The sequence below is a fragment of the Pseudomonas sp. YL2 genome (genome assembly GCF_023063025.1).
Taxonomy (GTDB): Bacteria; Pseudomonadota; Gammaproteobacteria; order Pseudomonadales; family Pseudomonadaceae; genus Aquipseudomonas; species Aquipseudomonas putida_A.
The window spans coordinates 207,918-229,708 of record NZ_JAJSLU010000010.1 but is presented as its reverse complement, the minus strand read 5'-3'; the positions used below and the strand labels follow the sequence as shown (position 1 = coordinate 229,708).

Below are 21,791 nucleotides of genomic sequence, written 5' to 3'. Positions count from 1 at the left end.
GAATGATGAAAAGGCCAACACCCCATGAAGCCGCTGGATCTGACGCGTTTCGACCTCAATCTTCTGGTGGTTCTAGAGGCGCTTTGGGCGGAAAGGCACGTCGGTCGTGCGGCGCAGCGCCTGCATTTGTCGCAGTCAGCCACCAGCCATGCCCTGTCGCGTTTGCGCACGGCGTTTGATGATCAGTTGTTCATTCGCAACCCTCGCGGCATGGCACCGACGCCGCTGGCCATCGAGCTGATGCCCAGAGTGGCGGCGGTGCTCGAATCGGTGCGGCTGGTCGCCAGCCCACGGGGGCCGTTCGATCCGGCGCGTCTGCAGGCGACACTGCGGATAGCGGCCACCGATCACGCCGTGCTGACCGTCATCGCCCCGGCGCTGGCGAAAATTCAGGTTGCGGCGCCGGAGGTGGTGCTGAAACTCGGGCCGGTGGATGGCGAGTCGGCGATGCGCCAACTGGACGCCGGCGAGATCGACCTGGTGTTGGGTTCGGGTTCGTTTGCGCAAGTGCCGCAACGCTTTGATTGCCAGCTCGCGCACAAGGAGCGATTCGTCGGCATCGCCCGCAAAGGGCACCCGGCATTGGTCAAGCGCGGCAAACATTTGCATATGGAACTGGATGACTTCACGCGTCTGCCGCACGTTCTGATTTCGCCCCGGGGCGACGCGCGGGGCGCTGTCGATGACGCGCTGGAACAGCTCGGTCGCAGCCGCAAGGTCAGCGTCACCTGCCCGAGTTTTCTCGCAGTGCCATTCATGGTTGGCGCATCGGAATCGATTGCCGTGGTCGCCGAACGCATCGCTTTACAGCTGCAGGAAACAGCACAACTGAGCATTTTTGAATTGCCTTTGCCGCTACCGACCTGGGAGGTCTTCGTCGTCCGCGCACGCGGGCGCGCCAACGAGCCTGCGGTTGAATGGTTGACCAGAATGCTGATCGACGACTGATGATCGATCTCGTGCATCGAGAGGCTGCACCAATGCCATTGGATCGCGCGCCTCGGTACTCCTAGAGTGCGGACATCCGTTCAACATCCCTGGAATTCTCATGCAAACCGAGCCCACGCTGGTCATGGTCCCTTGCTTCGCCGGTGCGCCGTGGCAGCTCAACCAACTCAGCCACTTGCAGCACCGCGCCATGCGTACGTTGCGCTTACCGGACGACGTCGCTGATCTGGAAACGCTCGCCAACTTCATCGTTGATCAAGTGAAAGATCTCGAATGCTACGTGCTGGTGGGCGACTCCTACGGCGCGGTCGCCTCGATCGCGGTTGCAACGCGCCAGCCAAAAGGCCTCAAGGGCCTGGTGCTGTCCGGCGGTTTCGCCAAAAACCCGATCACCTCGCCCCTGCTGAAAACGCTGGCCGCGCTGGCGCCGTTCTTCCCCGGGCCGTTTTATCGACAGACCACCCTGCGCCTCCACGCCGCACAACTGGCTTCGTCGTTCGACAAGGAAGGCGAAATCCCTTGGTCAACCGCCAGGAGCCGCGCCTTCTTCATCGAGCAAACCCCACACAAGGCCTACGTCAACCGCGTGCGCTCGATCGAGACCGTCGACTACACCGCCCTGCTGGCAAAGATCGACGTGCCGACGCTGATCCTCACGCCCGAGGAAGACAGGCTGATCGGCAAAGAGGCTGCAGGGATTCTGCTGAATGGCATAAAAGGCGCGCAGGAAATCGTCATGCCGAGGACCGGGCATATGTTCAGGTTTTCGCATCCGGGGGCGTATTCGCTGGAGGTCAGGAAGTTTCTGCAGCGGGTGGCGCTTTGAGTGTATTTGGGCCAGTCAGATGCTGCGCGGCATATCGATCCGAATTGCCGTTTTTTGTTGCAGCCACTAGCCTCAACAGGTCAAAAGCACAAATCAGAGACCCGCATGACGCGACGCCCCGCCACCGATAGCGACCAGCCAGCCCTCTTCGACTTGCATCGAGCAGTCTTCCGCGAACACATCGAGAAAATATGGGGCTGGGATGAGAGTTGGCAACGCGCAAATTTCGCAACGGAATTCGCCTGCGCGGCCACTTCGGTTATTGAACAAGACGGCCGGATTGTTGGCTATGTGCAGATTCTGGACAAGGAAGATCGAATCCATATTCAGAACATCGCTATTTCGCCCGAGTACCAAGGCAAGGGCATTGGCTCGCGCATTCTGAAGAACCTCCAGCTGCAAGCCGCTGCCCGCAAGGTGCCGTTGCAATTGGGCGCTTTTCGCACGAACACTCTGGCGCAGAAGCTCTATGAGCGACTGGGTTTTCGCCAGACTGGCGCGACAGACACGCATATCGAAATGTCGTGGACAGGCCCTGACAGCCAGCAGCCGTGATCCGGATCCAACCGCGTAGCAGACCTTCCCCGATTCAACCTATCCGGGTTCGGGCACTCATGCCTGCCTGACATCAACTTCATGTCAGCCTGGCAACCGACCCTGTCGGCAATACCCCGTCCTTCTCAAGCGCAGTCAGTTTCGCGACAACTCGGGCACGCTCGCTTACCGAAGTTTCTCGGTCGTTAATCGAGTAAGTCTGGCCATAGACCCATGCACGCAACTGCTCAAGCACGGAAGGTTCAGCAGGTGTGCGAGACAGCTGCTGCAACAGATACCCGGCTTGTGTCCATTTGGGCATCAGTTCAAGCAGTGCCTGACGTCGAGAGGCGGACAGCGCTGGCCAGAGGGTCTCGAGCTGAGCGCTGAATGCGGACTCGATGACTTTCCACGGCTGCGGGCGCAGGCCGCGTACCCCGGCCTCGAACACCGGGCGTGACGGATCCGCGATCGCCGCGATCAGTAAATCAGGCCTGCCCTCTCCTTCGAGGCTCAGGACCAGTGACCGAACCTCGCCACTGTTTTGGCTGAGGGCAGCGTTCATCCACCCTTGCGGGATCGCCATGCCAAGCGACTGCGCCAACCCGAGTACGCCAAGCCAACGGGCTTTGGTGGCGGGAATCTCGCCTGCCAGTTGCGCTTGAAGTACCTGCAACGGGTCGACGCCATACTTTCTGGCGGCCCAGAGTGCAGTCGATCTTGCTGCAGACGATGGGTCGGTCAGAAAGTCTTCGATCAGTCGTGTGCGATCCGTTTGCAACTCAATGGCTTGCAGAAACGACAGGCGCCGGAGAATGCTGCTGTTGCTGGCGAGTCCATAGGCGATGGCCTTCTGAGCCGATGCCAGAGGCAGCGCCATTGCCCTGCCGAGCGCAGCCCGACGCACACTGAAATCTGCATGATGAAGGCTCGCGACAAGAAACGCCTCCAGCTCATCTGCGCGCTTTGTCTGAGCGAGTACCCTGAAAAATAACCGCGTACAGGCGCCACGGCTGGTTTCGAAGGCCGCCGTGGTTTGCGCGAGGCACTCAGGTGTTGCCAGCAGCGCTTCAAGCTTTTGGATGGTAACGCCATGGTCTTCGCGTCGGCGCTGCTCAAGGGCAAGGATGGCGGGAGTCTTGGCGATCAGCCAAGGGCCATACTCGGGGGTCAGGTAGTCTGCGAAAGCGTCTCTGGCCGCCGCGCGTACCTGCGGCACCCAGTCGTTGAGCCGCACGATAATGGACGCCAGCCGCTCGATCGACTGCGACGAGCGGATTTGCCGTAGACCGGCCTCCCGGTCGAATCCATCCCAGGACGTGACCAGCCACTTCCAGTCACGCACTGGCAATACTTCTGGTGGATCCACTGGATCTACTGAGCGTTCGGTTTTTGCAGTGGTGGATGTTTTTCCGGTGAGTCTTTGCAACAAAACTTTCCACATGGAGCTGACTATCCCTGACGTCCGAACATTGGCGTGAGCCATAGCATGCCTGTCGCCGATTTTTTTTGAAACGCATGCCCTGCTCCCCCGAAATTTTCCGCCGTGCCCGGTTCGATCACCTAACCTCATAGATTGTGTGATCAACGAGAACCGGCCCCTCTCATGCGCAACACATTGAAGTCATTGTTTTTTGTCGCGCTGCTCCTGCTCGCCCCGGGCAGTTCGGTGGTGTGGGCGGCGGATTTGCCGGCGCCCTCGGCGACCGCTGCGGCGCCGCTGGTGGAGGTCTCGCAAAGTGATCTGCAAGCCTTGCAACTGCGCCTCGACGGGTTGAAGCAGCAGATTTCCGCCGCCAACAACTACAACCAGCTCGAAGGCCCGCAAGACCGGGTGCAGACGTTCATTCTGGATGTCGATCGGTTGTCGGCGTCGTTGTTGCCGCAGCAGGCACAACTGGCGGTGCAACTGGGGGTGCTCGGCGCAGCACCGGATACGCAGATTGCCGCCGAACAGGCGGAAATCGCCGCGCAACGGGCGCAGCTCAACGAGCAGAAAAACAAGGTCGATGCCACGCTCAAAAGCCTTGCCGCGCTCAAACAAAGCGCCGCCGAGCTGATCACGCAAATCGCCGGCATCCGCCGCACACTGCTCGAAAGCGAACTGACGCTGCGCACCGACAGCATCCTGAGCCCGGACTTCTGGTCGCCATTGGTGTCGCCAGAGCCGGATGATCGTCAGCGCCTGAATTTTTTCATCAATCAGGTGAAACTCACCTGGGCCACGGTCTGGGCGCCCGGCCAGCGCTTTTTCACCTGTGTGCTGGTGCTGCTGGCGCTGGCTTTCTGGACGCTCGGCCGCCGACTCGCCGAGCGCGGGCTGACCTGGTTGTGCATCCATCGCATGCCGGAGGGGCGTCTGCGCCGCAGCGCGCTGGCATTCGCCTCGGCGCTGGCGACCCTTGGCACCACGGCCATCGCCCTGCATCTGCTGTTCTACGCCTGCACCCGCCACGAACCACTGACGCCCATGCTGCAGACTTTTTCCGAGGAGTTCGAAAAAGCCGTTTACGCCTGCGTCCTGATCACCGCGCTGAGCCGCGCGCTGCTGTCGACCCAGCATCCCTCGTGGCGGCTGCCGGCGATTGCCGACTCGGTGGCGCTGGCGTTGCGGCCCTATCCAAGGATTCTCGCTGCCACTCTGCTGGTGCTGGTGACGCTGGTGCAGGTCAGCAACGCCACCGGCATGAGCAGCCAGATCGTGATCGCCCAGCGTGGGGTGATTGCCATCGTGGTGATCGTGATTCTGGTGCCGCTGCTGTTGCGCGTCGGCAAAGTGCGCAAAGCGTTGCTCACCGCCAATGACCCGGAGGCCGGCAGCACGTTCGCCGGGGCGATCTACAGCATTGCCACGGTGTGCATGTGCGTGTCGGCGCTGGCTCTGCTCACCGGCTATGTGTCGCTGGCCCGCTTCGTCACCTATGAATTGGTCTGGGCCTATATCGTGCTGGCCGGGTTCTATTTGCTGGTGCAGGTGGTCAAGGATGCCTGCGAATACCTGTTCTCGCCGCGCTACTCGGCCGGCAAGACCATCAAGCAGACTCTGGGCATGGGCGACCGGCGGCTGGAGCAGATTTCGATTGTGCTGTCCGGTGCCAGCCGCGCCGGGCTGCTGTTGCTGGCGGTGATTACCCTGTTCGTCGGTGGCATCGGCACCACGTTCGGGCAACTGACCACCAATGTCATGGGCATTCTCGGCGGCGCAGGATTGCGCAAGCTGAACATCGTTCCCGCGCATCTGATCAATGCCGTGCTGGCGTTGCTGATCGGCATCTACCTGATCCGCGCTTTGCGCCGCTGGCTCGACAACGAATTCCTGCCCAAGACCGATATGGATCCGGGCATGTGCGCGTCGCTGAGCACGCTGTTTTCCAACATCGGTTATGCCACGGTCATCCTCCTGACGCTGTCGTCGCTGGGCGTGCGCTGGACCAATCTGGCGTGGATCGTCAGTGCGCTCTCGGTGGGGATCGGTTTCGGTTTGCAGGAGATCGTCAAGAACTTCGTCTCCGGGCTGATCCTGCTCACCGAACGCCCGGTGAAGGTCGGCGACCTGATCAGCATCAGCGGCGTCGAGGGCGACATCCGCCGGATCAACGTGCGCGCCACGGAAATCCAGCTCAGCGACCGTTCCATCGTGATCGTGCCCAACTCGCAACTGATCTCGCAGAACCTGCGCAACGTCACCCTCGGCGGCAGCGCCCAGGGGGTGGCAAGCCTGGAGCTGATGTTTCCGCTGGACATCGACCCCGAGCAGGTCAAGGAACTGTTGCTGAACACCTACCGCGAAAACGAAAACATCCTCGACAAACCGGCGTCGTACGTGCGCTTCAGCAAGCTGTCGCCCGATGGCATCACCTTGACGGTGACCGGCTACGTCGGCAGCCCACGGATTGTCGGCGGGACCAAGAGTGACCTGCTGTTCGAGATACTCAAGCGGCTGGGGGATGCGGGGATTGCGCTGGCGAAACCAGCCTCCGCCCCGTAACAGCCCCCCTGTGGGAGCGGGCTCTGCGCTAAACACGGAATGCATGCTTATCATTGATCCGTTGTGGGAGCGGGCTTGCTCGCGAAGACGCCGGCACAGGCAAAACCTCCGGCGACTGACACTCCGCTTTCGCGAGCAAGCCCGCTCCCACAGGGGCTCTGCGCTGAACACGGAATGCATGCCTGTCATTGATCCATTGTGGGAGCAAGCCTGCTCGCGAAGAGGCTCAGGCCGGCGCCCAACGCCGATGCAGCCAGCGCGCAAACGCATCCAGCGCAAAGCCCAGCACACCGATCAGCAGCACCATCGCCATCAGTTCCGAATACGCCAGTCGATCACGCGTATCGAGGATGAAGTAGCCCAACCCGGCGCTGACCCCGAGCATCTCGCACGGCACCAGCACGATCCACAGAATGCCGATCGACAGCCGCACCCCGGTCAGCACATGGCCGAGCACGCCGGGCAGGATCACCTTGCGCAGGGTTTCCCAGCGGGTGGCGCTGAGGCTGCGGCTGAGTTGCAGCCAGCGCGGGTCGAGCTGGCGCACACCGGCCACGGTGTTGAGCAGGATCGGCCACACCGCAGCGAAGGTCAGCAGAAAGTAGATCGGCTGATCGCCAACGCCCATCAGCATCACCACTACCGGCATCCACGACAGCGGCGAAATCATCCGCAGAAACTGAAACGCCGGCGTGGTCGCTGCTTCCAGATGCCGGTAGCTGCCGATCATCAAGCCCAGCGGCACGCCGATCAGCAGCGCCAGCAGCAGACCGACCAGAATCCGCTTCAGGCTGACCAGCACATGCTCGTACAGCTCCGGGCGCAGCAACAGTTCGCCAAGGCTGGCCAGGGTTGCCTCGGGTGAAAAGCGCAGCGCCAGGCTGTCGTTGCCGCCGAACACGTGTACGCCCAGCCACCACAGCAGCAACAGGCACAACAGCCCCGCCACACCCAACAAACCGTGTACGGTCGAAGAAGATCGCTGACGCATCAGAGGCTGAACTCCTCGCTGCGTTCGAAGCTTTCCGGCAGGCCAAAGGTCTGCATGCCGCCAACGGCCGCGATGGCATTGCGCACGAAGCGATCATCCACCAGATCCTTGGCGGTCTGCTGCGGATCAAGGCCGGCGAGGAAACCCTTGTCGCCCTCGATCAGCGTGTCCTTCAGACGTTTGACCAGTTCTTCGGTGTAGCTGGGGAACGGGTACGGCTGAAAGTCGATGCGCTGCTCGTCCCAATTGCTGTGCTGGATCGCGCCGCTGGCCAGATACTGCTCGCGGTCGCTGGTGGCCGGCGACAGCACCCGGTCGAGCACCGGTTGCGCGTGCGGCGTGTAGCGATTTTCGCCGTCCTTGGACAGCAGTTTCGCCGCCTCGGCGCGGTTGTCGCGGGTCCAGACCTGCGCCTTGACGATGGCGTTGACCACTTTCTGCGACCACTCGGGGCGGTTGTTCAGATCCTGCTCGTGCATGAACACCACGCAGCAGGCGTGATTGCGCCAGACGTCGCCGGTAAAGCGCTGCACGCGGCCAACCTTGAGTTCCTCGGCCAGGGCGTTGAACGGCTCGGCGACGATGTAGCCGGCAATGCGTTTGCTCGCCAGGGCTGGCGGCATGTCCGACGGCGGCAGCACCAGCAGATTGACCTCGTTCGGCGCCAGCGCGGCGCTCGCCGATTTGCTCACCGGCACCAGACCGTGGTCGCGGAACAACTGCTGCACCACCACGTTATGAATCGAATACCAGAACGGAATCGCCACCGACTGCCCGCCAAGTTGCTTGACCTCGGTGATGCCCGGCGCCACGGTCAGGCCCGAGCCGCCGACGTGGTTCCACGCCACGACCTTGGCCGGCACCTTGCTGCCGTAACGCGCCCACACGGTCATCGGCGAAAGCAGGTGAATCACGTTGACCTGCCCGGAAATGAACGCCTCGATCACCTGTGCCCAACTGCGCAGCAGCACCGGGCGCTCGGCCTGAATGCCTTCGGCCTCGAACAGGCCGTTGTTGTGCGCGACCAGCAGCGGCGTGGCATCGGTGATCGGCAGATAACCGATGCGCACCGGCGCGTTCGGCTCGGACGCGGCGCGGGCGTTCAGGCTGTTGAGCAACGGCAACGCGCCGCCAGCGGTCAGCAACGCGCTGAGTTTGAGGAAGTCACGACGTGTGTGAGTGAAGTCGTCCAGGCACATGGTCAATCTCCGACGTAGCGGGCACAGGTTGAATGAGGGGGTTGCGGCTCGCCCGCCGAAGGGTTTTGAGGATGTCGATGCGCAGCGCGCCCAGTTCCTCGACCAGCTCGGCACGCGGCTGAGGCAGGTCGATGCGCCACTCGCCGAGGATGTGCGCCGGGCTGTTACCCAGTAGCAGAATCCGCTCGGAAAGCAGCAGGGCTTCGTCGATGTCGTGGGTGATCAACACGGCGGCGGTGTGGTGCTCGGCAATCAGTTGCAGGAGCAACTGCTGCATGTCGGCGCGGGTGATTTCATCCAGCGCGCCGAACGGTTCATCGAGCAACAGCACCTGCGGCTGCCGCGCCAGACACCGCGCCAACGCGGTGCGCTGGGCCATGCCGCCGGACAGCTGCGCCGGGTGCTGCAACCGCGCATGTTCGAGGCCGACCGCCGCGATGGCGTGGTCGATCCGCGCCTTGCGCTGCTCGGCCGTGAGGTGCGGCTGGCGAGCGAAATCGAGACCGAAGGCGACGTTCTTTTCCAAAGTCAGCCATGGCAACAGGCTCGGGTCCTGAAACGCCACCGCCACCCGTGGATGTGCGCCGGTCAGTGGCTCGCCAAGCAGGCTCACCCGACCCTGTTGTGGCGCCTGCAGACCCGCCAGCACTCGCAGCAGACTGGATTTGCCGACACCGCTGGGGCCGAGAATGGTCACCACTTCACCGGGCTGCAATTGCAGGTCGAAGTGTTCCAGCACGGTGTGCCAGCCCTGCTCCCGTGGGTAGCCGAGGCTGATGCCCTGCGCTTCCAGCACCGGCGCAATCATGCCGTCGCTTCTCGTTTCTGCCGCTGCAATTCAGCGCGCAATTGCACCAGGCTCGGGGTGACAATCGGCACGAACGCCGACTCGCGCCAGCGCCGGGCGAAACCGCTGCCGTGCTCGGTCAGATAAGCCTTGCCGCCGCTCGATTGCAGTTCCAGTTGCACCGCATTGGCAGCGGATTCGGCCAGCGCGATGCGGATCTGGAACAAGGCGCCCGGCTGGGTCAGGAAACGTCCGTCGTGCAGACCCTGCTTGAGCGCATCGACGCTCTGCGCCAGTTGCTCGCGTTGTTCCTGCAACGGCTCCAGCAGAATCGAACGGCCGTCCTGCAAATGTCCTTCGACCTCGGCCAGCGCCCGTCGCGCCAGACCAATCGCCATGCCGCATTGCAAGCCGAGAAACGCCGGGCGCACCGCTGGCAGAAACTTGCGCGCATCGTCATGCAGCAGCCATTCGCGTCCGACCGCCACTTGCGCGAAATCGATCGCAGCCGTGTTGCTCGATTGCAGCCCCATCAGTTGCAGATCGGCGGAACGTTTTACGCCGGCAGCGTCATCGGCGATCGCCAGCACGAACGGCGAACCGCCCTCCTCGTGCTCGATTGCCGCCGCCACCACGAAACCGCTTTGGCGCAGATTGGTCACCCAGTGCAGACGCCCGTTCAAGGTCCAGCCGTCTGCGGTATTGGCGGCCCGCACTTGCAGTGCCTCGATGCCCGACAGGTATTTCATCGCGTTGGACAAACCGGTAGCCCCGGCCAGCTCTCCGCGGAGCAACGCCGGCAGCAGTTTTTCCCTCAGCGCCGCGTTGGGGCTGTGCAACAGATATTCGATGAAGGCCCGTTGGCCCCAGAACACAAACGCCGCCGCCAATGAATGGCTGGCGACGGCAGCCAGGGTTTCCACGGCATCACTTACGTGACCACCGCTGCCGCCCAGCGCCGGGCTGATGCCGACCCGTAGCACGCCGGCCTGCGCCAGTTGCGTCAGCACCTGTTGTGGATCGCCGTCGCCCGCATCCAGGGCCTGGGCGTTGTGTTCCAGCCATTGCGTCAATGCCTGATTGAGCATGTCGTTTCTCTCCTTGTACGCAGCCGCATCAACCATAGACGATGCGGCCTGAAGCGCTGGCCGATTACGCGCGATACGGCGCCAGCTCGGGGTTGAGCGGCGTGTCGGCGAACACGTTGGCGAAGTTGCACAGGGTCGCCAGGCTGATGCCGAGGATCACTTCCAGCGCATTGCCTTCGGTGTAGCCGGCAGCCTTGAATTGGTTGAAGGTCTGGTCGCTGACCTTGCCCCGGGTGGCAATCACTTCGCGGGCAAACGCGGCCAGGGTTTCCAGTTTTTCCACGGGCACGGTGGCTTTCTCACGCAGCGCACTGACCACTTCCGGCGGCAGTTTGGCCTTATTCAGCGCCACGGCGGTATGACCTGCGACACAGAAATCGCAACCATGGTTGGTGGCCGCAATCAGTTGCACCACTTCGCGCTCGGCAAGGCTGAGTTCGGACTTGCCATTGAGCGCCGATACCGTAACGTAGGTTTCCAGCGCGGCCGGGGCATTGGCCAGCACGGCCAGCAGGTTCGGAATGAATCCGGAGTTCTTCTGAGCGTTTTCCAGAAACGGTCTGGCGGCTTCGGGAGCGCTTTGCACGGTGTGAAGAGTGACGCGCGACATGGAGTGGACTCCTGCTGTTGAGTGTCCGGCCAGTCTGTTGGTTATAAAAATTTCGATCCATATTCTAAAGTAGCGATTACTTGCTCCTGAGTGTTTCCATTAGATGATTTCGTCCAGCCCCCTGGTTGATTGGTTATTAGAAAGCCTCGAACTCGATGCCAGCCTGTTTCACGTCGGGCGCTATTGCGGTGGCTGGCATGCAAGTACGCACGGACTGGCGCGCGCCAGTTTTCACTTGATCGTGCAGGGCCGCTGCTGGCTGCACATTGACGGGCAGGAGCAGTCGATAGTGTTGAACGCGGGAGATGCGGTATTTCTGCTGCGCGATCTGAACTACCGCCTCTCCAGCGCCGAAGAGCCGGCCCTCGCCCAAACACTGCCGCGCAGGGCCATGACCGCGCTCGACAGTCAGGCACAGGATGGCGTCGGGCTGGTCTGCGGGTTCTTTCATTTCAAGTCCGGGCTGTCGTCGCTGATCATCGAAGGCCTGCCGGACTGGATCATCCTGCGCGCGGGCGATCCTTCTTCGAGCGCGGCGCGAGCCTTGTTCGAGTTGATCCTGCAAGAGTGCGAACGCTTGCCGGCGCCCTCCTCGGCGCTGCTCGAACGCTTGAGTCATCTGCTGTTTTTGTATGTGTTGCGCCAACAGATGGCCGACAACCAGAGCCTCGGCGGCCTCGTGGCTTTGGCGCGCAATCCGCAGTTCGCGCCGTTGCTGGACCAGTTGATCGAACAACCGCAATTGCCGTGGTCGCTGGAGAGCATGGCGGCGAGTATCGGCCTGTCGCGCTCGGCGTTTTTCAAACGCTTCAACGAACTGGCCGGGCAATCGCCGGGGCAGGTATTGCTGGCGTTGCGCATTCGGCATGCCCGCCAGTTGCTGCGGGCCAATCACACGGTGGAACAGGTGTGCGCGGCCGTGGGCTATCAGTCGATCGCCGCATTTACCCGGGCGTTCGCCAAGTCGGTGGGGGTGCAACCGGGGGCTTATCGCAAGCAGCATGAGGGGCGCTGAGCGACGCGTTAATATGCCGTCGCTGCTGGAAAGCACCGAGAACCTGTGGGAGCGGGCTTGCTCGCGAAGGCGGCGGTACATCCAACATCTTTATTGACTGAACCGGCGCTTTCGCGAGCAAGCCCGCTCCCACTGGGGAGATGTGTTGATTACGGGATTTGTGCACGCCACAAAACCTGTGGGAGCTGGCTTGCCAGCGATGGCGTTGGTGCATCCAACATCTTTTATTGACTGAACCAGCGCTTTCGCGGGCAAGCCCGGCTCCCACAGGGGAGATGTGTGGATCACGGGATTTGTGCACGCCACGAGACCTGTGGGAGCCGGGCTTGCCCGCGAAGGCGGCGGTACATTTGGCATCCTGGCTTGGTTCGTTCCTTATTCCACTAATCAACCACAAAACCATTTTTTAATCTTTTATCGCTATTAACCTCGCCCTCTATAATTGCGCCCCTGTACTCAACTCATAAAAAGGGATGCTTCATGCAAAGACGCCTGTTACTGGCCGCACTGTTCGTCACTGTCGCCGGTTGTGCCAGCTCGCCGCCTGCCGCCGTTCACACCCATGACCCCACCAGTTCAACCCTGCAAGGCGACGCCACGCGTCCGGCACAGGCGCAATGGATCCGCACCGAGCTGTACTTCTCGGTGGGCACCGTGGATGGCAAGGAAGGCGCGGTCATTCCGGCGCGCTGGCGCGAGTTTCTCGACAAGGAAGTGACGTCGCGGTTTCCCGACGGTTTCACCGTGTTCGATGCCTATGGGCAGTGGCGTGATCATGGGGCGAAGGAGCCAGAGCGGCTGAGCACCAAGGTGATCGTGATCCTGCACGAGAACAATCCGCAGAACGCCGGCAACATCGAGGCAATTCGACTGGCGTACAAACGCATTACCGGGGACTTGTCGGTACTGCGGCTGTCGCAACCTGCCGAAGTATCGTTCTAATCGCTGATCTGGCCGAGAGCTTGCCGAGGCGTCGACGCCAGGTGGCTCAATCCCGACAGCAGCAGCGCCCCCATCAGCAACACACCAATCCCCAGAAACGCACCCCACCCGACCACGGTCACGCTCGAATAGAGCATGTACAGGCACAGCCCGAAAAACAGCAGCGGCAACAGCGGATACCACGGCACCCTCACCGGCCTCGGCACCTCAGGGAAACGCCGGCGCAGGATGATCAACGCCAGGCTGCTAAAGCTCAGAAACAGCCAGTACACCGGGGTCAGGTACTCGACCATGGTGTTGAAGCCGCTCTGGGTGAAACTGCCGAACAGCACCAGCAACAATGCCACCGCGCCCTCCGCCAGCAAGGCTTTGCGCGGCACGCCGTCGCGTTCGTGCCACTCGCCGAAGCGACGCAACTGCGGCACATCGCGGGCCGCGGCATAGGTGGTGCGGGCGCCGACCAGCAAGGTCGAGTTGATGCTGGCGATGGCCGCGATGCCCACCATCAGCAGAATCAGCAGCACCCCCGGCGCACCGAATGCACGGTTCAACAGCTCCACCGCCGGTGCATTGCTCGCCGCCAGCCCGGCGAAACCCAGGCCTCGCACAAACGCCCAGTTCAGCGCCAGATAAATCGCCATCAGCAGCGTCAGCGCACCGAGCATGGCGATGAAGATTCCGCGTCGGCCATCGCGCACTTCCGCCGACAAGGTCGCCGCATCGCTCCAGCCACCAAACGCCAGAAACACGAAAATCATCGCTGCGGAAAACCCGGCCATTTCGGTGTTTTCCGGCGCAACCGAAACGCTCGCTGGCGCTGCTTCAATCCCCTGCCACGCCAGCCACACACCGGCGCTGGCGATGCTCAGAAAGCCCAGCGCCAACAAGCCGACCAACAAGGTCTGGGTGATGAAACCGATGTGCTTGCCAGTGAGATGGAGCAGCACCAACGCGGCGATCAACCCGCCAGCAAACAGCCCCGAGCCGTACCGACCGAGCGGCACTACGGCATTGACGTAATCGGCAAACATGAACGCCGACAAGGCGATCCAGCCGGTGTGCATCACCGAAAAGCGCGACCAGGCGAACAGGAAACCCATGCGCTCGCCATAGGCCGTGCGCAGAAAGTGATAGTCGCCGCCAGGATGTGGAAATGCCGTGGCCATTTCGGCAAAGCACAACGCCCCAGCCATCGACGCCAGGCCGCCGAGCACCCAGACCCAGTAGAACCAGGCCGGCCCGACGTTCAGCGCCACGGTCGGCGCGGTTTTCAGGGTGTCGGTGGTGATCACCATGCCCAGCGTGATCAGCAACGCCTGCAGCACCGGCAGGTGACGCTTGGGGCCGTTGGAGTGATTCATTGAGTGTCCCGCAGAAGATCCGCCGTCCATGGCGGTTCGGCTCAGAAGCCGTAGGTGGCGCTGGCGTAGTAGTAAGCGCCGTTGGTGCCGATCGGCGACAGCACGTCATACGGCAGGTTGCCGCCGTAATTGATCGCCGAGCCGGAGCGCTCCGGGTAGTTGTCGGTGAGGTTGTTGCCGCCCAGGGCGACGCTGAATTTCGGGGTGAATTTGTAGGTCACCTCGGCGTCCAGTTGCCACACCGCGCCGTAGGTCTGCTCCGGTTGCGAGTCGCCGAAATCGAACACGCGAGTGGTCTCGCCCTGACGGGTCAGACGCCCGAGCAGGCCCCAGTGTTCGCTGGCCCAGTTGGCGGAAAACACGAAACGATCCTTGGGCGCAGCGTCGGTCAGGGTGTTGGTTTCTTCAACGCCGACCAGTGCATCGTTGCCGATCCCCAACGCCGTCAGTTGCGAAGGCGTGCCTTTGGTGCTGGTGACTTTGGTGTGGTTGTAGGTGTACGCGGTGGTCAAGCCCAGTTGCCCTTCATACAGCGGCTGATGGTAGTTGAGCACCAGCTCGGCACCGTGGGTGCTGGTGTCGGCGGCGTTGGTGAAAAAGTTGACGTCATGCACCCCGGCCACGCCGAAGTTGTCGTTGATGTATTGCTCCATGGCGTCGCTGCCGATGCGCTGCGACAGGGTGATGCGGTCCTTGACGTCGATGCGGAACACATCGAGCGAAGCGTCGAAGCGTTCGTTGAGCTGGAAGGTCAGACCGAGGCTGAAGTTCTTCGAGGTCTCCGGATCGAGCTTCTCGGCTCCCAGCGCGCGGGCGATCGGATCGTTGACCGAAAGCACACGGATGTCGGTGAGTGTGCCGCCTTCGCCAAAGTTGCTGGTGGTGTTCTGGAAACCGCTCTGCGCCAGCGACGGCGCGCGGAAGTTGTTCGACACCGCACCGCGCAACGCCCACTGTTCGGTCAATTTGTAGCGACCACTGAGCTTGCCGGTGAGTTTGCTGCCAGCATCATCGTAATGTTCCCAGCGGGTGGCGGCGTCGACGAAAAATCGGTCAGTCAGATCGCCCGAAATTTCCGCGTAGGTGGCAAACACGTTGCGGTCCAGGTCCGACTCTTCGCTGGGGCGCAGGCCGTTGGCGCCATCAGCGCCGGAGCCAATGTAGGAGGCCTCGTCACCGGCGTAGGTCAGGTAGCTTTCGTAGCGATATTCGCCGCCCAGCGCCAGCACGAACGAGCGTCCGCCGAGGCGCAGTTCGCGGCTGAAATCGAGGTTGGTGGTGGTCTGGCGCAGCTCGTAATCGCCGGTGTCGAATTTCGTCGGCGAGTCCTCGCCGAGGCTGACGTTGAGCGTGCGACGGGTGGAGCCGTCGAAGCGGTTGCGGCCATGGGTGACGCTGCTGTCGAAGTCCCAGTCTTCGCCGATCAAGCCCTTGAAGCCGGCGGTGGCTGAAACATCCTTGTTGTCGCCCAGCGACTGCGGCAGGTAGCCGTTGGGGTAGAACTGCGGCTGCTCGTAGGGGTAGCGATAGAATTCGGCGCCGGTGGTATGGCGCTGATTGTAGGTGCCAAAGCTGTAAGCCTTGCCGCCGGCCAGCGGCAGCTCGCTGTTGAACCACAGGTTGACGTCCCGCGCCAGGCCGTCGCCCATCACGTAATTGCGCTGGTCGGGGGTATCGGCAAAGCCATCGAAACCGGCGCGGTTGGTCGGGTTGCGATTTTTGTACTCGGTGCCGCCACGAATGAACCCGCCCTCTTCGCCCAGGCGCGTGCCGATCTTCGCGGTGGTCACGCTGTTCTGGCCGTCGGTGGTGGTTCTGCCGATAGCGTTCTGATGGGTGTGAAACGCGCCGTAGCTGGTGGACACTTCACCGCCTTCGGGGGCGTCGTCGAGGATGATGTTGATCACCCCGGCAATCGCATCGGAACCGTACTGCGCACCGGCGCCGTCGCGCAGCACTTCGATGCGTTTGATCGCGCTGATGGGGATCGAGTTGAAGTCCACCGGCGCCGTGCCACGACCGATTTTCGACGAGTCGTTGACCACCGCCGAGGTGTGACGGCGCTTGCCGTTGACCAGCACCAGCACCTGATCCGGGCTCATGCCGCGCAGCTGTGCGGCGCGCACGTGGTCGGCGCCACCGGAGTTGGACTGACGCGGCATGCTGAACGATGGCAGCAACGTTTGCAGCGCCTGGCCCAGTTCACCGTCGGCCGCGCCGGTGGACTTGAGATCGGCGGCGGTCAACACGTCCACCGGCACTGGAGAGTCGAGCACCGTACGCGCGGTGCCACGGGTGCCGGTGACCAGCACGGTACCCAGCCGTGTGTCATCGTCAACGCGGGTGGAAGTGTCTTCGGCTTGCGCCGGAACTTGCCAGATCGCACCGACCACCGCGATGGCCAGTAATGAACGGGAACGCTGATACATGGGACAGCTCCTTTATCGCAGCTAATACCCGGCCGTTGCCGACAATAAAGGGTCGGCAATCAATGCGCGGCAATGTCTGCTGTAGTTGTAGAAATCAGGAAGGCGGTGAAGGCTGGTTAAACGTATTGAGTTGGTTAAGCGCAGAATCCCCAAAGTTAGTTGTTTCCCCTTGAACGCCGATGCTAGATGGGCGGAGGCTTGCCGTAAAAGAACCAATAACACTTAGGTTAGATCGGGCGGATTATTTGTTTTTAGAGCAACACAAGTGTTGCTCGGCAAACACTTAAACCCTAACTAACACCCACTAATTCAAGATCAGCCAAAGATCTTTTGTAGGAGTGAGCCTGCTCGCGATAGCGGTGTATCAGCCACTGAAGAAGTTGAATGTTCTACCCTCATCGCGAGCAGGCTCACTCCTACAGGTTGATCGGGGTGAACACATTGCTTTCATCCACCGCAGATCCAATGTGGGAGCGGGCTTGCTCGCGAAAGCTGTCGTTCAGTCACCGAAAATATCGACCGGGCTGGCCTCTTCGCGAGCAAGCTCGCTCCCACAGTTTTTATTGGAGCGAGCTGACTTTTTACTCCCGACTGAAATCCAGTGTGGGAGCGAGCCTGCTCGCGAAAGCGGTCGATCAGTCACCCGAGATGTTGACTGCAAACATGCGCAAACCTTTAGTCGAATTCCTTTTCCAGCCAGGCATCCGCGGCAATGTCCAGGGCCTGCGCACTGAAGCGTTGCTCCGCAAACGGATCGGCGTGCAGGTGAAAGCCGTTGCGTTCCCAGAAACCGGGTTGTTCTTCGTCGACAAACTCCAGGCCGCGCAGCCATTTGGCGCTTTTCCAGAAGTAGCGCCCGGCGACCACCAGCCGCAGCGGCCAGCCGTGCTGGGCGGTCAAGGGTTGGCCGGCGTAATGGGTGGCGAGCAGGCTGTCCGGGTGCAGCAGGTCGTCCAGCAACAGGTTGGTCTGGTAATCGTGATCGGCGTGGGCCATGACAAAACCTGAAGCGGGCTGGATATCGAGCTCGCTCAGCAAATCCTGCAGATGTACCCCGCTCCACTGCGTGTCGAACTTCGACCAGCGTGTCACGCAATGAATGTCACATTGCAACTCGCGCTGCGGCAACCTTTGCAGGTCGGCAAAACTCAACTCGACGCCACGCCCGACCTTGCCGAACAGGCGCAGTGACCAGGTTGCCAATTCATACTCCGGCACCGTGCCTTCGTGGAGAATCGGGAACCGCTCGGTCAACACCTGCCCCGGCGGCAAACGTTGACCGAACGCCGGGTCAGCCTTGGGTGCGCGGCTGTTGCGCAAGCGCATGGCTTTGTTGTGCATATTCACTCCCAAGCGCGTCAGGATGCCTGCCGCGCATAAAGCGCCTCACCCGGTGATAACGGCTGCATTCAGTTCGCCACAGGAATCCACTCGGCCCGCGCCACATTGGCGGTATCACCGAACGCCGGCAGCTTCTGCGCCAGGTCGCGGACGTTTTTCACGTCCAGATCGAGCAACTGCTGACGGGTGATCAGGGTCGGTGGCACCAACACCTGATGTCCCGGATTTTCGCCGGCAATTAACATCGCCAGACTGCGCACGCTGATCGCTCCCGCCACTTGCGGATTGACCGCTGCGGTCGCCGCCCAGGCGCTGTCAGGTTCTTTCATGATCTGGATGTCGGCGGTGGAGATGTCGGCGCTGTAGATCTTCACCTTGCGCCCCAGACCGGCCTCATCGACGGCGATTTTCGCGCCTTTGGCGAACTCGTCGAACGGCGCGAAGATCACGCTGATATCCGGATTGGCGCGCAACACCGCGCTGGCCTGATCCGCCACCGAGTTGGCAATCGGCGGGTTGAGCGTGCCGAAACGCGCCTTCTCGATGATGCCCGGATTGGCCTGTTTCACCTGACTCCAGATCTCGTCGCGGCGCTCCATCGGGGTGAAGCCGCTGATGTACACGTAACCGGCATCGAACCGCGTGCCGTTGTCCTTCATCGCCTGATCCAGCGCCAGTCGCGCCAGTGCATGGTGATCCTGCTCGACCTGAGTCACTTGCGGGCTGTTCAGGTCAACGTCGAACGCCACCACCTTGATGCCTTTGGCGATCGCCCGGTCAATCGGTCCCTTGAGGGTTTCCGCCAGGCCCAGTTGCACGATGATCCCGTCGACGCCGAGGTCGATCGCCTGATCGATCATCTCGCCCTGACTCGCCGCCTGCTGCCGCGCATCGAACACCCGCAGATTGGCCCCCAGCGCCTCGGTCTGTTTCTCCACGCCGCGCAGATACGCCTCGGGAAAGTCCCCGGAAAACAGATAGCCGACCAGCGCGATCTGCACCTGACCTTTATCGAACGGCGCCGGAGCACCTGGCAATGCCTTGGCGTGAGCACTCAAAGCCAATGCCGAGAGCACCGCGCCGGCGAGGCAATGGCGTGCGAACTGCTTGATTGAACCGTGCATACATCTTCCTTGCAGCGACAAATGAACCGGCTCAGCGCGCCCGATGCGCGAGGCCGAAGGTGAACATCAGGGCCAGCACCAGCACCAGTCCCTTGACGAAATCCTGCGCGTAATACGGCGCGTTGAGCATGGTCAGGCCATTGAGCAGCGACGCCACCAGCAGTGCGCCGACCAACGTGCCGAACGCATTGGGCTTCTTCGCCCCGAACACGGCAAAACCGATCAGCGCCGCGCCGAGGGCGTCGAGCACCAGACCGTTGCCGGAGCTGACATCACCCCGACCCAGGCGCGCCGCCAACAGCAACCCGCCGAGCGAGGCGAGCAACGCCGAGAGCACGTACGCGAGCAACTTCAAGCGCTGTACCGGCGCGCCCGCCAATCGCGCCGCCTGCTCGTTGCCGCCAATCGCATAAAACAACCGGCCGATGCGCGTACGCTCGAGAAACAGCCACACCGCCAGCGCCACCAGCGCCGTGATCAACACCGGCACCGGCACCATGTCCCACAAGCGTCCGCGGCCGAGGGCGAGAAACGCCGTACTGAACGTGCCTTCGGTTTCCACTCCACTGGGCAAGGTCATGCCCACCGCAATCGAGCGTCCGCCCGTGGGAATCAGTTGCACGCCGATCACCAGAAACATGCTGCCCAGCGTCGCGAGAATGTCCGGCACCCGCAGCTTGACGATCAGCCAGCCATTGAGCAGCCCGACCAGTGCGCCACCGGCCAGACTGATCAGCACCGCCGGCACCGCGCCCCAACCGAGCACCACCATCACGTAACTGGCGATCATCAGGCTCATCGCCGCCACCGCACCAATCGACAGATCAAGTCCGCCGACGGCCATGGTCAGCGTCACGCCAAGGGCCAGCAGCGCGACGATCGACACCGACTGCAAGATGCTGAACAGATTGCCGACGCGCAAAAACGCCGGCTCCGCGACACTGAAAAACACCACGATCAGCGCCAGCAGCCACAACAGGCCGTAGCGGATCAGCGCTTGCAGCAGGCGCTCGGTGGGTGCCGTAGCGGACGACAACAGTGAACTCGAATCAGGCACTCGCTCTGCTCCTTGGCGTGGCATGAAAGGGATTTTCGCTAGCGTCGCTGCCGGCCAGCGCAGCGACCAGGGTCGCGCGCTCAAGACCGGCACGCGGGTATTCGGCGACCACGGCGTGATCGAGCACCAACAGAATGCGGTCGGCGATTTCCAGGGCTTCGTCGACATCGGCGCAAATCACCAGGGTCGCGCGGCCGCCGGCACTGTCGCGCAACAGTTGGCCGATCTCGCGGCGGGCGCGCACGTCGACGCCCTGAAACGGCTCGTCGAGGATCAACACCCGCCCTTCTCCGAGCAGCCAGCGGCCAAGCACGACCTTCTGTTGATTGCCGCCGGACAGCGCGCTCATCGGCACCTCGATGCCGGCGGTCTTGATCCCCAGCGCCGCGACTTGCGCCTCGACCGCTGCAGCTTCGGCGCGGTTGCGAATGAACCCGGCACGGGTGAAGCGCTCCAGAAACGGCAGCGTCAGGGTGCGGCGCAGGGAGAAATCCGGCACCAGCGACTGACTGGCACGATCCTCCGCCGCGAGAAACACACCGCTGCGAATCGCCGCCCTTGGCGAACCCGGCAGCCAGTCCACGCCATCCAGTTGCAGGCTGCCGGCCACCGCTTTGCGCAAGCCGAACAGCACTTCGGCGATCTCGCTTTTGCCAGCGCCGAGCAGCCCGGTCAGTACCACCACTTCGCCTTGGTGCAGGTCGAAATCGAAGCGCCTGGAGCGCGGCAAAACCTGCAAACCGCGCACACCAAGGACTTTTCGGCCCACGCGACCGGGCGTGTAGACATGCCCGTCCAGCGCCTGCCCGAGCATGGCGTGCACCGCTTCCGGCAACTGCCGCGCACTGAACTCTCCGGCCAGTCGCCCGTCGCGCAGGACAATGGCGCGATCCGCCACCCGTTGCAGATCGGACAAGCGATGGGAGATGTAAACAATCGCCACGCCACGGCTGCGCAAGATATCGATCAGATCAAACAGACGCTGCGCTTCGGCATCCGACAACGCCGCCGTTGGCTCATCGAGAATCAGCAGACGCGGCTGCAAAGCAAAGGCCCGCGCCAGCACCACCAACTGCCGTTCAGCCAAGCCCAGCTGTTCAATGGTTTGCTCCAGCGGCAACACCAGCCCCAACCCGGCGGCGATACTCGCGGCGCGCTCGAGCAGGCGTTTGCGATTGAGCCAGAAGTCCGCGTCGGGTTTGCACAGCTCATCGAGCAGCAGGTTTTCCGCCACGCTCAAACCCGGCGCAATGCCCTCGTTGATCTGCTGATGCACCGCGACAATCCCGACCCGGCGTGCCGACAGCGGCGAGCTGAATTGCCGGGGCTGGCCGTCGATGTAAATCTCGCCGCCATCGGCGCGCTGGCTGCCGGCGAGAATTTTCACCAGCGTCGATTTGCCGGCACCGTTGGCACCGAGCAAGGCCACCACTTCGGCGGGATGAATCTGCAGGCTGACGCGATCCAGTGCGCGGTTCGAGCCGAAGGTTTTGCTTAGTTCACGCACCTGAATCAGAGGCGCGCGGGCCACGACGACACTCATAAAATTCC

General features: G+C 62.2%; 18 protein-coding genes. 6 read left to right on the top strand and 12 right to left on the bottom strand.

All coding sequences use genetic code 11. From position 1 onward, the window contains the following. Positions 1 to 24 precede the first annotated feature (24 nt). The 3 genes from LVD08_RS16410 (at position 25) to LVD08_RS16400 (ending at position 2,329) form a co-directional block, all read left to right on the top strand. Positions 25 to 948 carry a LysR family transcriptional regulator gene (locus LVD08_RS16410; RefSeq protein ID WP_247268666.1) on the top strand — a complete coding sequence of 308 codons (924 nt, stop codon included), beginning with the start codon at positions 25 to 27 and terminating at the stop codon, positions 946 to 948. A gap of 100 nt (positions 949 to 1,048) precedes the next feature. Further along, entirely contained in the window at positions 1,049 to 1,774 is a 726-nt protein-coding gene (locus LVD08_RS16405) for an alpha/beta fold hydrolase (RefSeq protein ID WP_247268665.1), read from the top strand. A gap of 105 nt (positions 1,775 to 1,879) precedes the next feature. Next, positions 1,880 to 2,329, top strand: coding sequence for a GNAT family N-acetyltransferase (locus tag LVD08_RS16400; RefSeq protein WP_247268664.1), 450 nt, complete (start codon positions 1,880 to 1,882; stop codon positions 2,327 to 2,329). Between the two features lie 79 nt (positions 2,330 to 2,408). Here the strand turns inward: LVD08_RS16400 and LVD08_RS16395 are convergent, their stop codons facing one another. Then, a complete protein-coding gene (locus LVD08_RS16395; RefSeq protein ID WP_247268663.1) occupies positions 2,409 to 3,752 on the bottom strand; it encodes a hypothetical protein in 1,344 nt (447 codons plus the stop codon). Positions 3,753 to 3,914: 162 nt separating this feature from the next. On the opposite strand from LVD08_RS16395, the gene LVD08_RS16390 reads away from it, so the two are divergent. Beyond that, positions 3,915 to 6,296: a DUF3772 domain-containing protein gene (locus LVD08_RS16390; protein ID WP_247268662.1), complete on the top strand. Its 2,382-nt coding sequence runs from the start codon at positions 3,915 to 3,917 to the stop codon at positions 6,294 to 6,296. Between the two features lie 226 nt (positions 6,297 to 6,522). Here the strand turns inward: LVD08_RS16390 and LVD08_RS16385 are convergent, their stop codons facing one another. The 5 genes from LVD08_RS16385 to LVD08_RS16365 all read right to left on the bottom strand — a co-directional run bounded on the left by LVD08_RS16385 (position 6,523) and on the right by LVD08_RS16365 (position 10,971). Next, positions 6,523 to 7,287, bottom strand: a complete 765-nt coding sequence (locus LVD08_RS16385; protein ID WP_247268661.1) for an ABC transporter permease — start codon at positions 7,285 to 7,287, stop codon at positions 6,523 to 6,525. Further along, positions 7,287 to 8,486: an ABC transporter substrate-binding protein gene (locus tag LVD08_RS16380; RefSeq protein WP_247268660.1), complete on the bottom strand. Its 1,200-nt coding sequence runs from the start codon at positions 8,484 to 8,486 to the stop codon at positions 7,287 to 7,289. Before LVD08_RS16380 ends, LVD08_RS16385 begins: the two co-directional genes overlap by 1 nt. Next, on the bottom strand, positions 8,452 to 9,294 hold the full coding sequence (locus LVD08_RS16375) for an ABC transporter ATP-binding protein (RefSeq protein WP_247268659.1): 843 nt from the start codon (positions 9,292 to 9,294) through the stop codon (positions 8,452 to 8,454). The genes LVD08_RS16380 and LVD08_RS16375 overlap by 35 nt, the downstream gene beginning before the upstream one ends. Continuing rightward, positions 9,291 to 10,361, bottom strand: coding sequence for an acyl-CoA dehydrogenase family protein (locus LVD08_RS16370; RefSeq protein WP_247268658.1), 1,071 nt, complete (start codon positions 10,359 to 10,361; stop codon positions 9,291 to 9,293). The genes LVD08_RS16375 and LVD08_RS16370 overlap by 4 nt, the downstream gene beginning before the upstream one ends. 64 nt (positions 10,362 to 10,425) lie before the next feature. Next, positions 10,426 to 10,971, bottom strand: a complete 546-nt coding sequence (locus tag LVD08_RS16365) for a carboxymuconolactone decarboxylase family protein (RefSeq protein WP_047599763.1) — start codon at positions 10,969 to 10,971, stop codon at positions 10,426 to 10,428. A gap of 103 nt (positions 10,972 to 11,074) precedes the next feature. On the opposite strand from LVD08_RS16365, the gene LVD08_RS16360 reads away from it, so the two are divergent. Beyond that, positions 11,075 to 11,986, top strand: a complete 912-nt coding sequence (locus LVD08_RS16360) for an AraC family transcriptional regulator (RefSeq protein ID WP_247268657.1) — start codon at positions 11,075 to 11,077, stop codon at positions 11,984 to 11,986. 480 nt (positions 11,987 to 12,466) lie between these two features. Further along, the gene (locus LVD08_RS16355; RefSeq protein WP_247268656.1) at positions 12,467 to 12,928 is read left to right on the top strand and encodes a DUF3574 domain-containing protein; all 462 of its coding nucleotides are present in this window, start codon (positions 12,467 to 12,469) and stop codon (positions 12,926 to 12,928) included. On the opposite strand, the gene LVD08_RS16350 is transcribed toward LVD08_RS16355, so the two are convergent. The 6 genes from LVD08_RS16350 to LVD08_RS16325 form a co-directional block, all read right to left on the bottom strand. Next, complete coding sequence (locus LVD08_RS16350) at positions 12,925 to 14,289, bottom strand: APC family permease (RefSeq protein ID WP_247268655.1); 1,365 nt, start codon at positions 14,287 to 14,289, stop codon at positions 12,925 to 12,927. The genes LVD08_RS16355 and LVD08_RS16350 overlap by 4 nt on opposite strands. A gap of 41 nt (positions 14,290 to 14,330) precedes the next feature. Then, positions 14,331 to 16,718 carry a TonB-dependent receptor plug domain-containing protein gene (locus LVD08_RS16345; protein WP_247268654.1) on the bottom strand — a complete coding sequence of 796 codons (2,388 nt, stop codon included), beginning with the start codon at positions 16,716 to 16,718 and terminating at the stop codon, positions 14,331 to 14,333. Positions 16,719 to 17,393: 675 nt separating this feature from the next. Then, positions 17,394 to 18,059: a sulfite oxidase-like oxidoreductase gene (locus LVD08_RS16340; RefSeq protein ID WP_247268653.1), complete on the bottom strand. Its 666-nt coding sequence runs from the start codon at positions 18,057 to 18,059 to the stop codon at positions 17,394 to 17,396. 68 nt (positions 18,060 to 18,127) lie between these two features. Further along, complete coding sequence (locus LVD08_RS16335; RefSeq protein WP_247268652.1) at positions 18,128 to 19,183, bottom strand: substrate-binding domain-containing protein; 1,056 nt, start codon at positions 19,181 to 19,183, stop codon at positions 18,128 to 18,130. A 31-nt stretch (positions 19,184 to 19,214) separates the two neighbouring features. Beyond that, positions 19,215 to 20,240 (bottom strand): ABC transporter permease, encoded by a 1,026-nt coding sequence (locus tag LVD08_RS16330; protein WP_247268651.1) that lies wholly within the window; start codon positions 20,238 to 20,240, stop codon positions 19,215 to 19,217. Further along, on the bottom strand, positions 20,233 to 21,783 hold the full coding sequence (locus tag LVD08_RS16325; RefSeq protein ID WP_247268650.1) for a sugar ABC transporter ATP-binding protein: 1,551 nt from the start codon (positions 21,781 to 21,783) through the stop codon (positions 20,233 to 20,235). The genes LVD08_RS16330 and LVD08_RS16325 overlap by 8 nt, the downstream gene beginning before the upstream one ends. Positions 21,784 to 21,791: the final 8 nt, after the last annotated feature.

Excerpts from the sequence above, each read along its gene's own strand:
- LVD08_RS16410 (WP_247268666.1), top strand. The coding sequence starts at position 25 with ATGAAGCCGCTGGATCTGACGCGTTTCGACCTCAATCTTCTGGTGGTT.
- LVD08_RS16405 (WP_247268665.1), top strand. The coding sequence starts at position 1,049 with ATGCAAACCGAGCCCACGCTGGTCATGGTCCCTTGCTTCGCCGGTGCG.
- LVD08_RS16400 (WP_247268664.1), top strand. The coding sequence starts at position 1,880 with ATGACGCGACGCCCCGCCACCGATAGCGACCAGCCAGCCCTCTTCGAC.
- LVD08_RS16395 (WP_247268663.1), bottom strand. The coding sequence starts at position 3,752 with ATGTGGAAAGTTTTGTTGCAAAGACTCACCGGAAAAACATCCACCACT.
- LVD08_RS16390 (WP_247268662.1), top strand. The coding sequence starts at position 3,915 with ATGCGCAACACATTGAAGTCATTGTTTTTTGTCGCGCTGCTCCTGCTC.
- LVD08_RS16385 (WP_247268661.1), bottom strand. The coding sequence starts at position 7,287 with ATGCGTCAGCGATCTTCTTCGACCGTACACGGTTTGTTGGGTGTGGCG.
- LVD08_RS16380 (WP_247268660.1), bottom strand. The coding sequence starts at position 8,486 with ATGTGCCTGGACGACTTCACTCACACACGTCGTGACTTCCTCAAACTC.
- LVD08_RS16375 (WP_247268659.1), bottom strand. The coding sequence starts at position 9,294 with ATGATTGCGCCGGTGCTGGAAGCGCAGGGCATCAGCCTCGGCTACCCA.
- LVD08_RS16370 (WP_247268658.1), bottom strand. The coding sequence starts at position 10,361 with ATGCTCAATCAGGCATTGACGCAATGGCTGGAACACAACGCCCAGGCC.
- LVD08_RS16365 (WP_047599763.1), bottom strand. The coding sequence starts at position 10,971 with ATGTCGCGCGTCACTCTTCACACCGTGCAAAGCGCTCCCGAAGCCGCC.
- LVD08_RS16360 (WP_247268657.1), top strand. The coding sequence starts at position 11,075 with ATGATTTCGTCCAGCCCCCTGGTTGATTGGTTATTAGAAAGCCTCGAA.
- LVD08_RS16355 (WP_247268656.1), top strand. The coding sequence starts at position 12,467 with ATGCAAAGACGCCTGTTACTGGCCGCACTGTTCGTCACTGTCGCCGGT.
- LVD08_RS16350 (WP_247268655.1), bottom strand. The coding sequence starts at position 14,289 with ATGAATCACTCCAACGGCCCCAAGCGTCACCTGCCGGTGCTGCAGGCG.
- LVD08_RS16345 (WP_247268654.1), bottom strand. The coding sequence starts at position 16,718 with ATGTATCAGCGTTCCCGTTCATTACTGGCCATCGCGGTGGTCGGTGCG.
- LVD08_RS16340 (WP_247268653.1), bottom strand. The coding sequence starts at position 18,059 with ATGCACAACAAAGCCATGCGCTTGCGCAACAGCCGCGCACCCAAGGCT.
- LVD08_RS16335 (WP_247268652.1), bottom strand. The coding sequence starts at position 19,183 with ATGCACGGTTCAATCAAGCAGTTCGCACGCCATTGCCTCGCCGGCGCG.
- LVD08_RS16325 (WP_247268650.1), bottom strand. The coding sequence starts at position 21,783 with ATGAGTGTCGTCGTGGCCCGCGCGCCTCTGATTCAGGTGCGTGAACTA.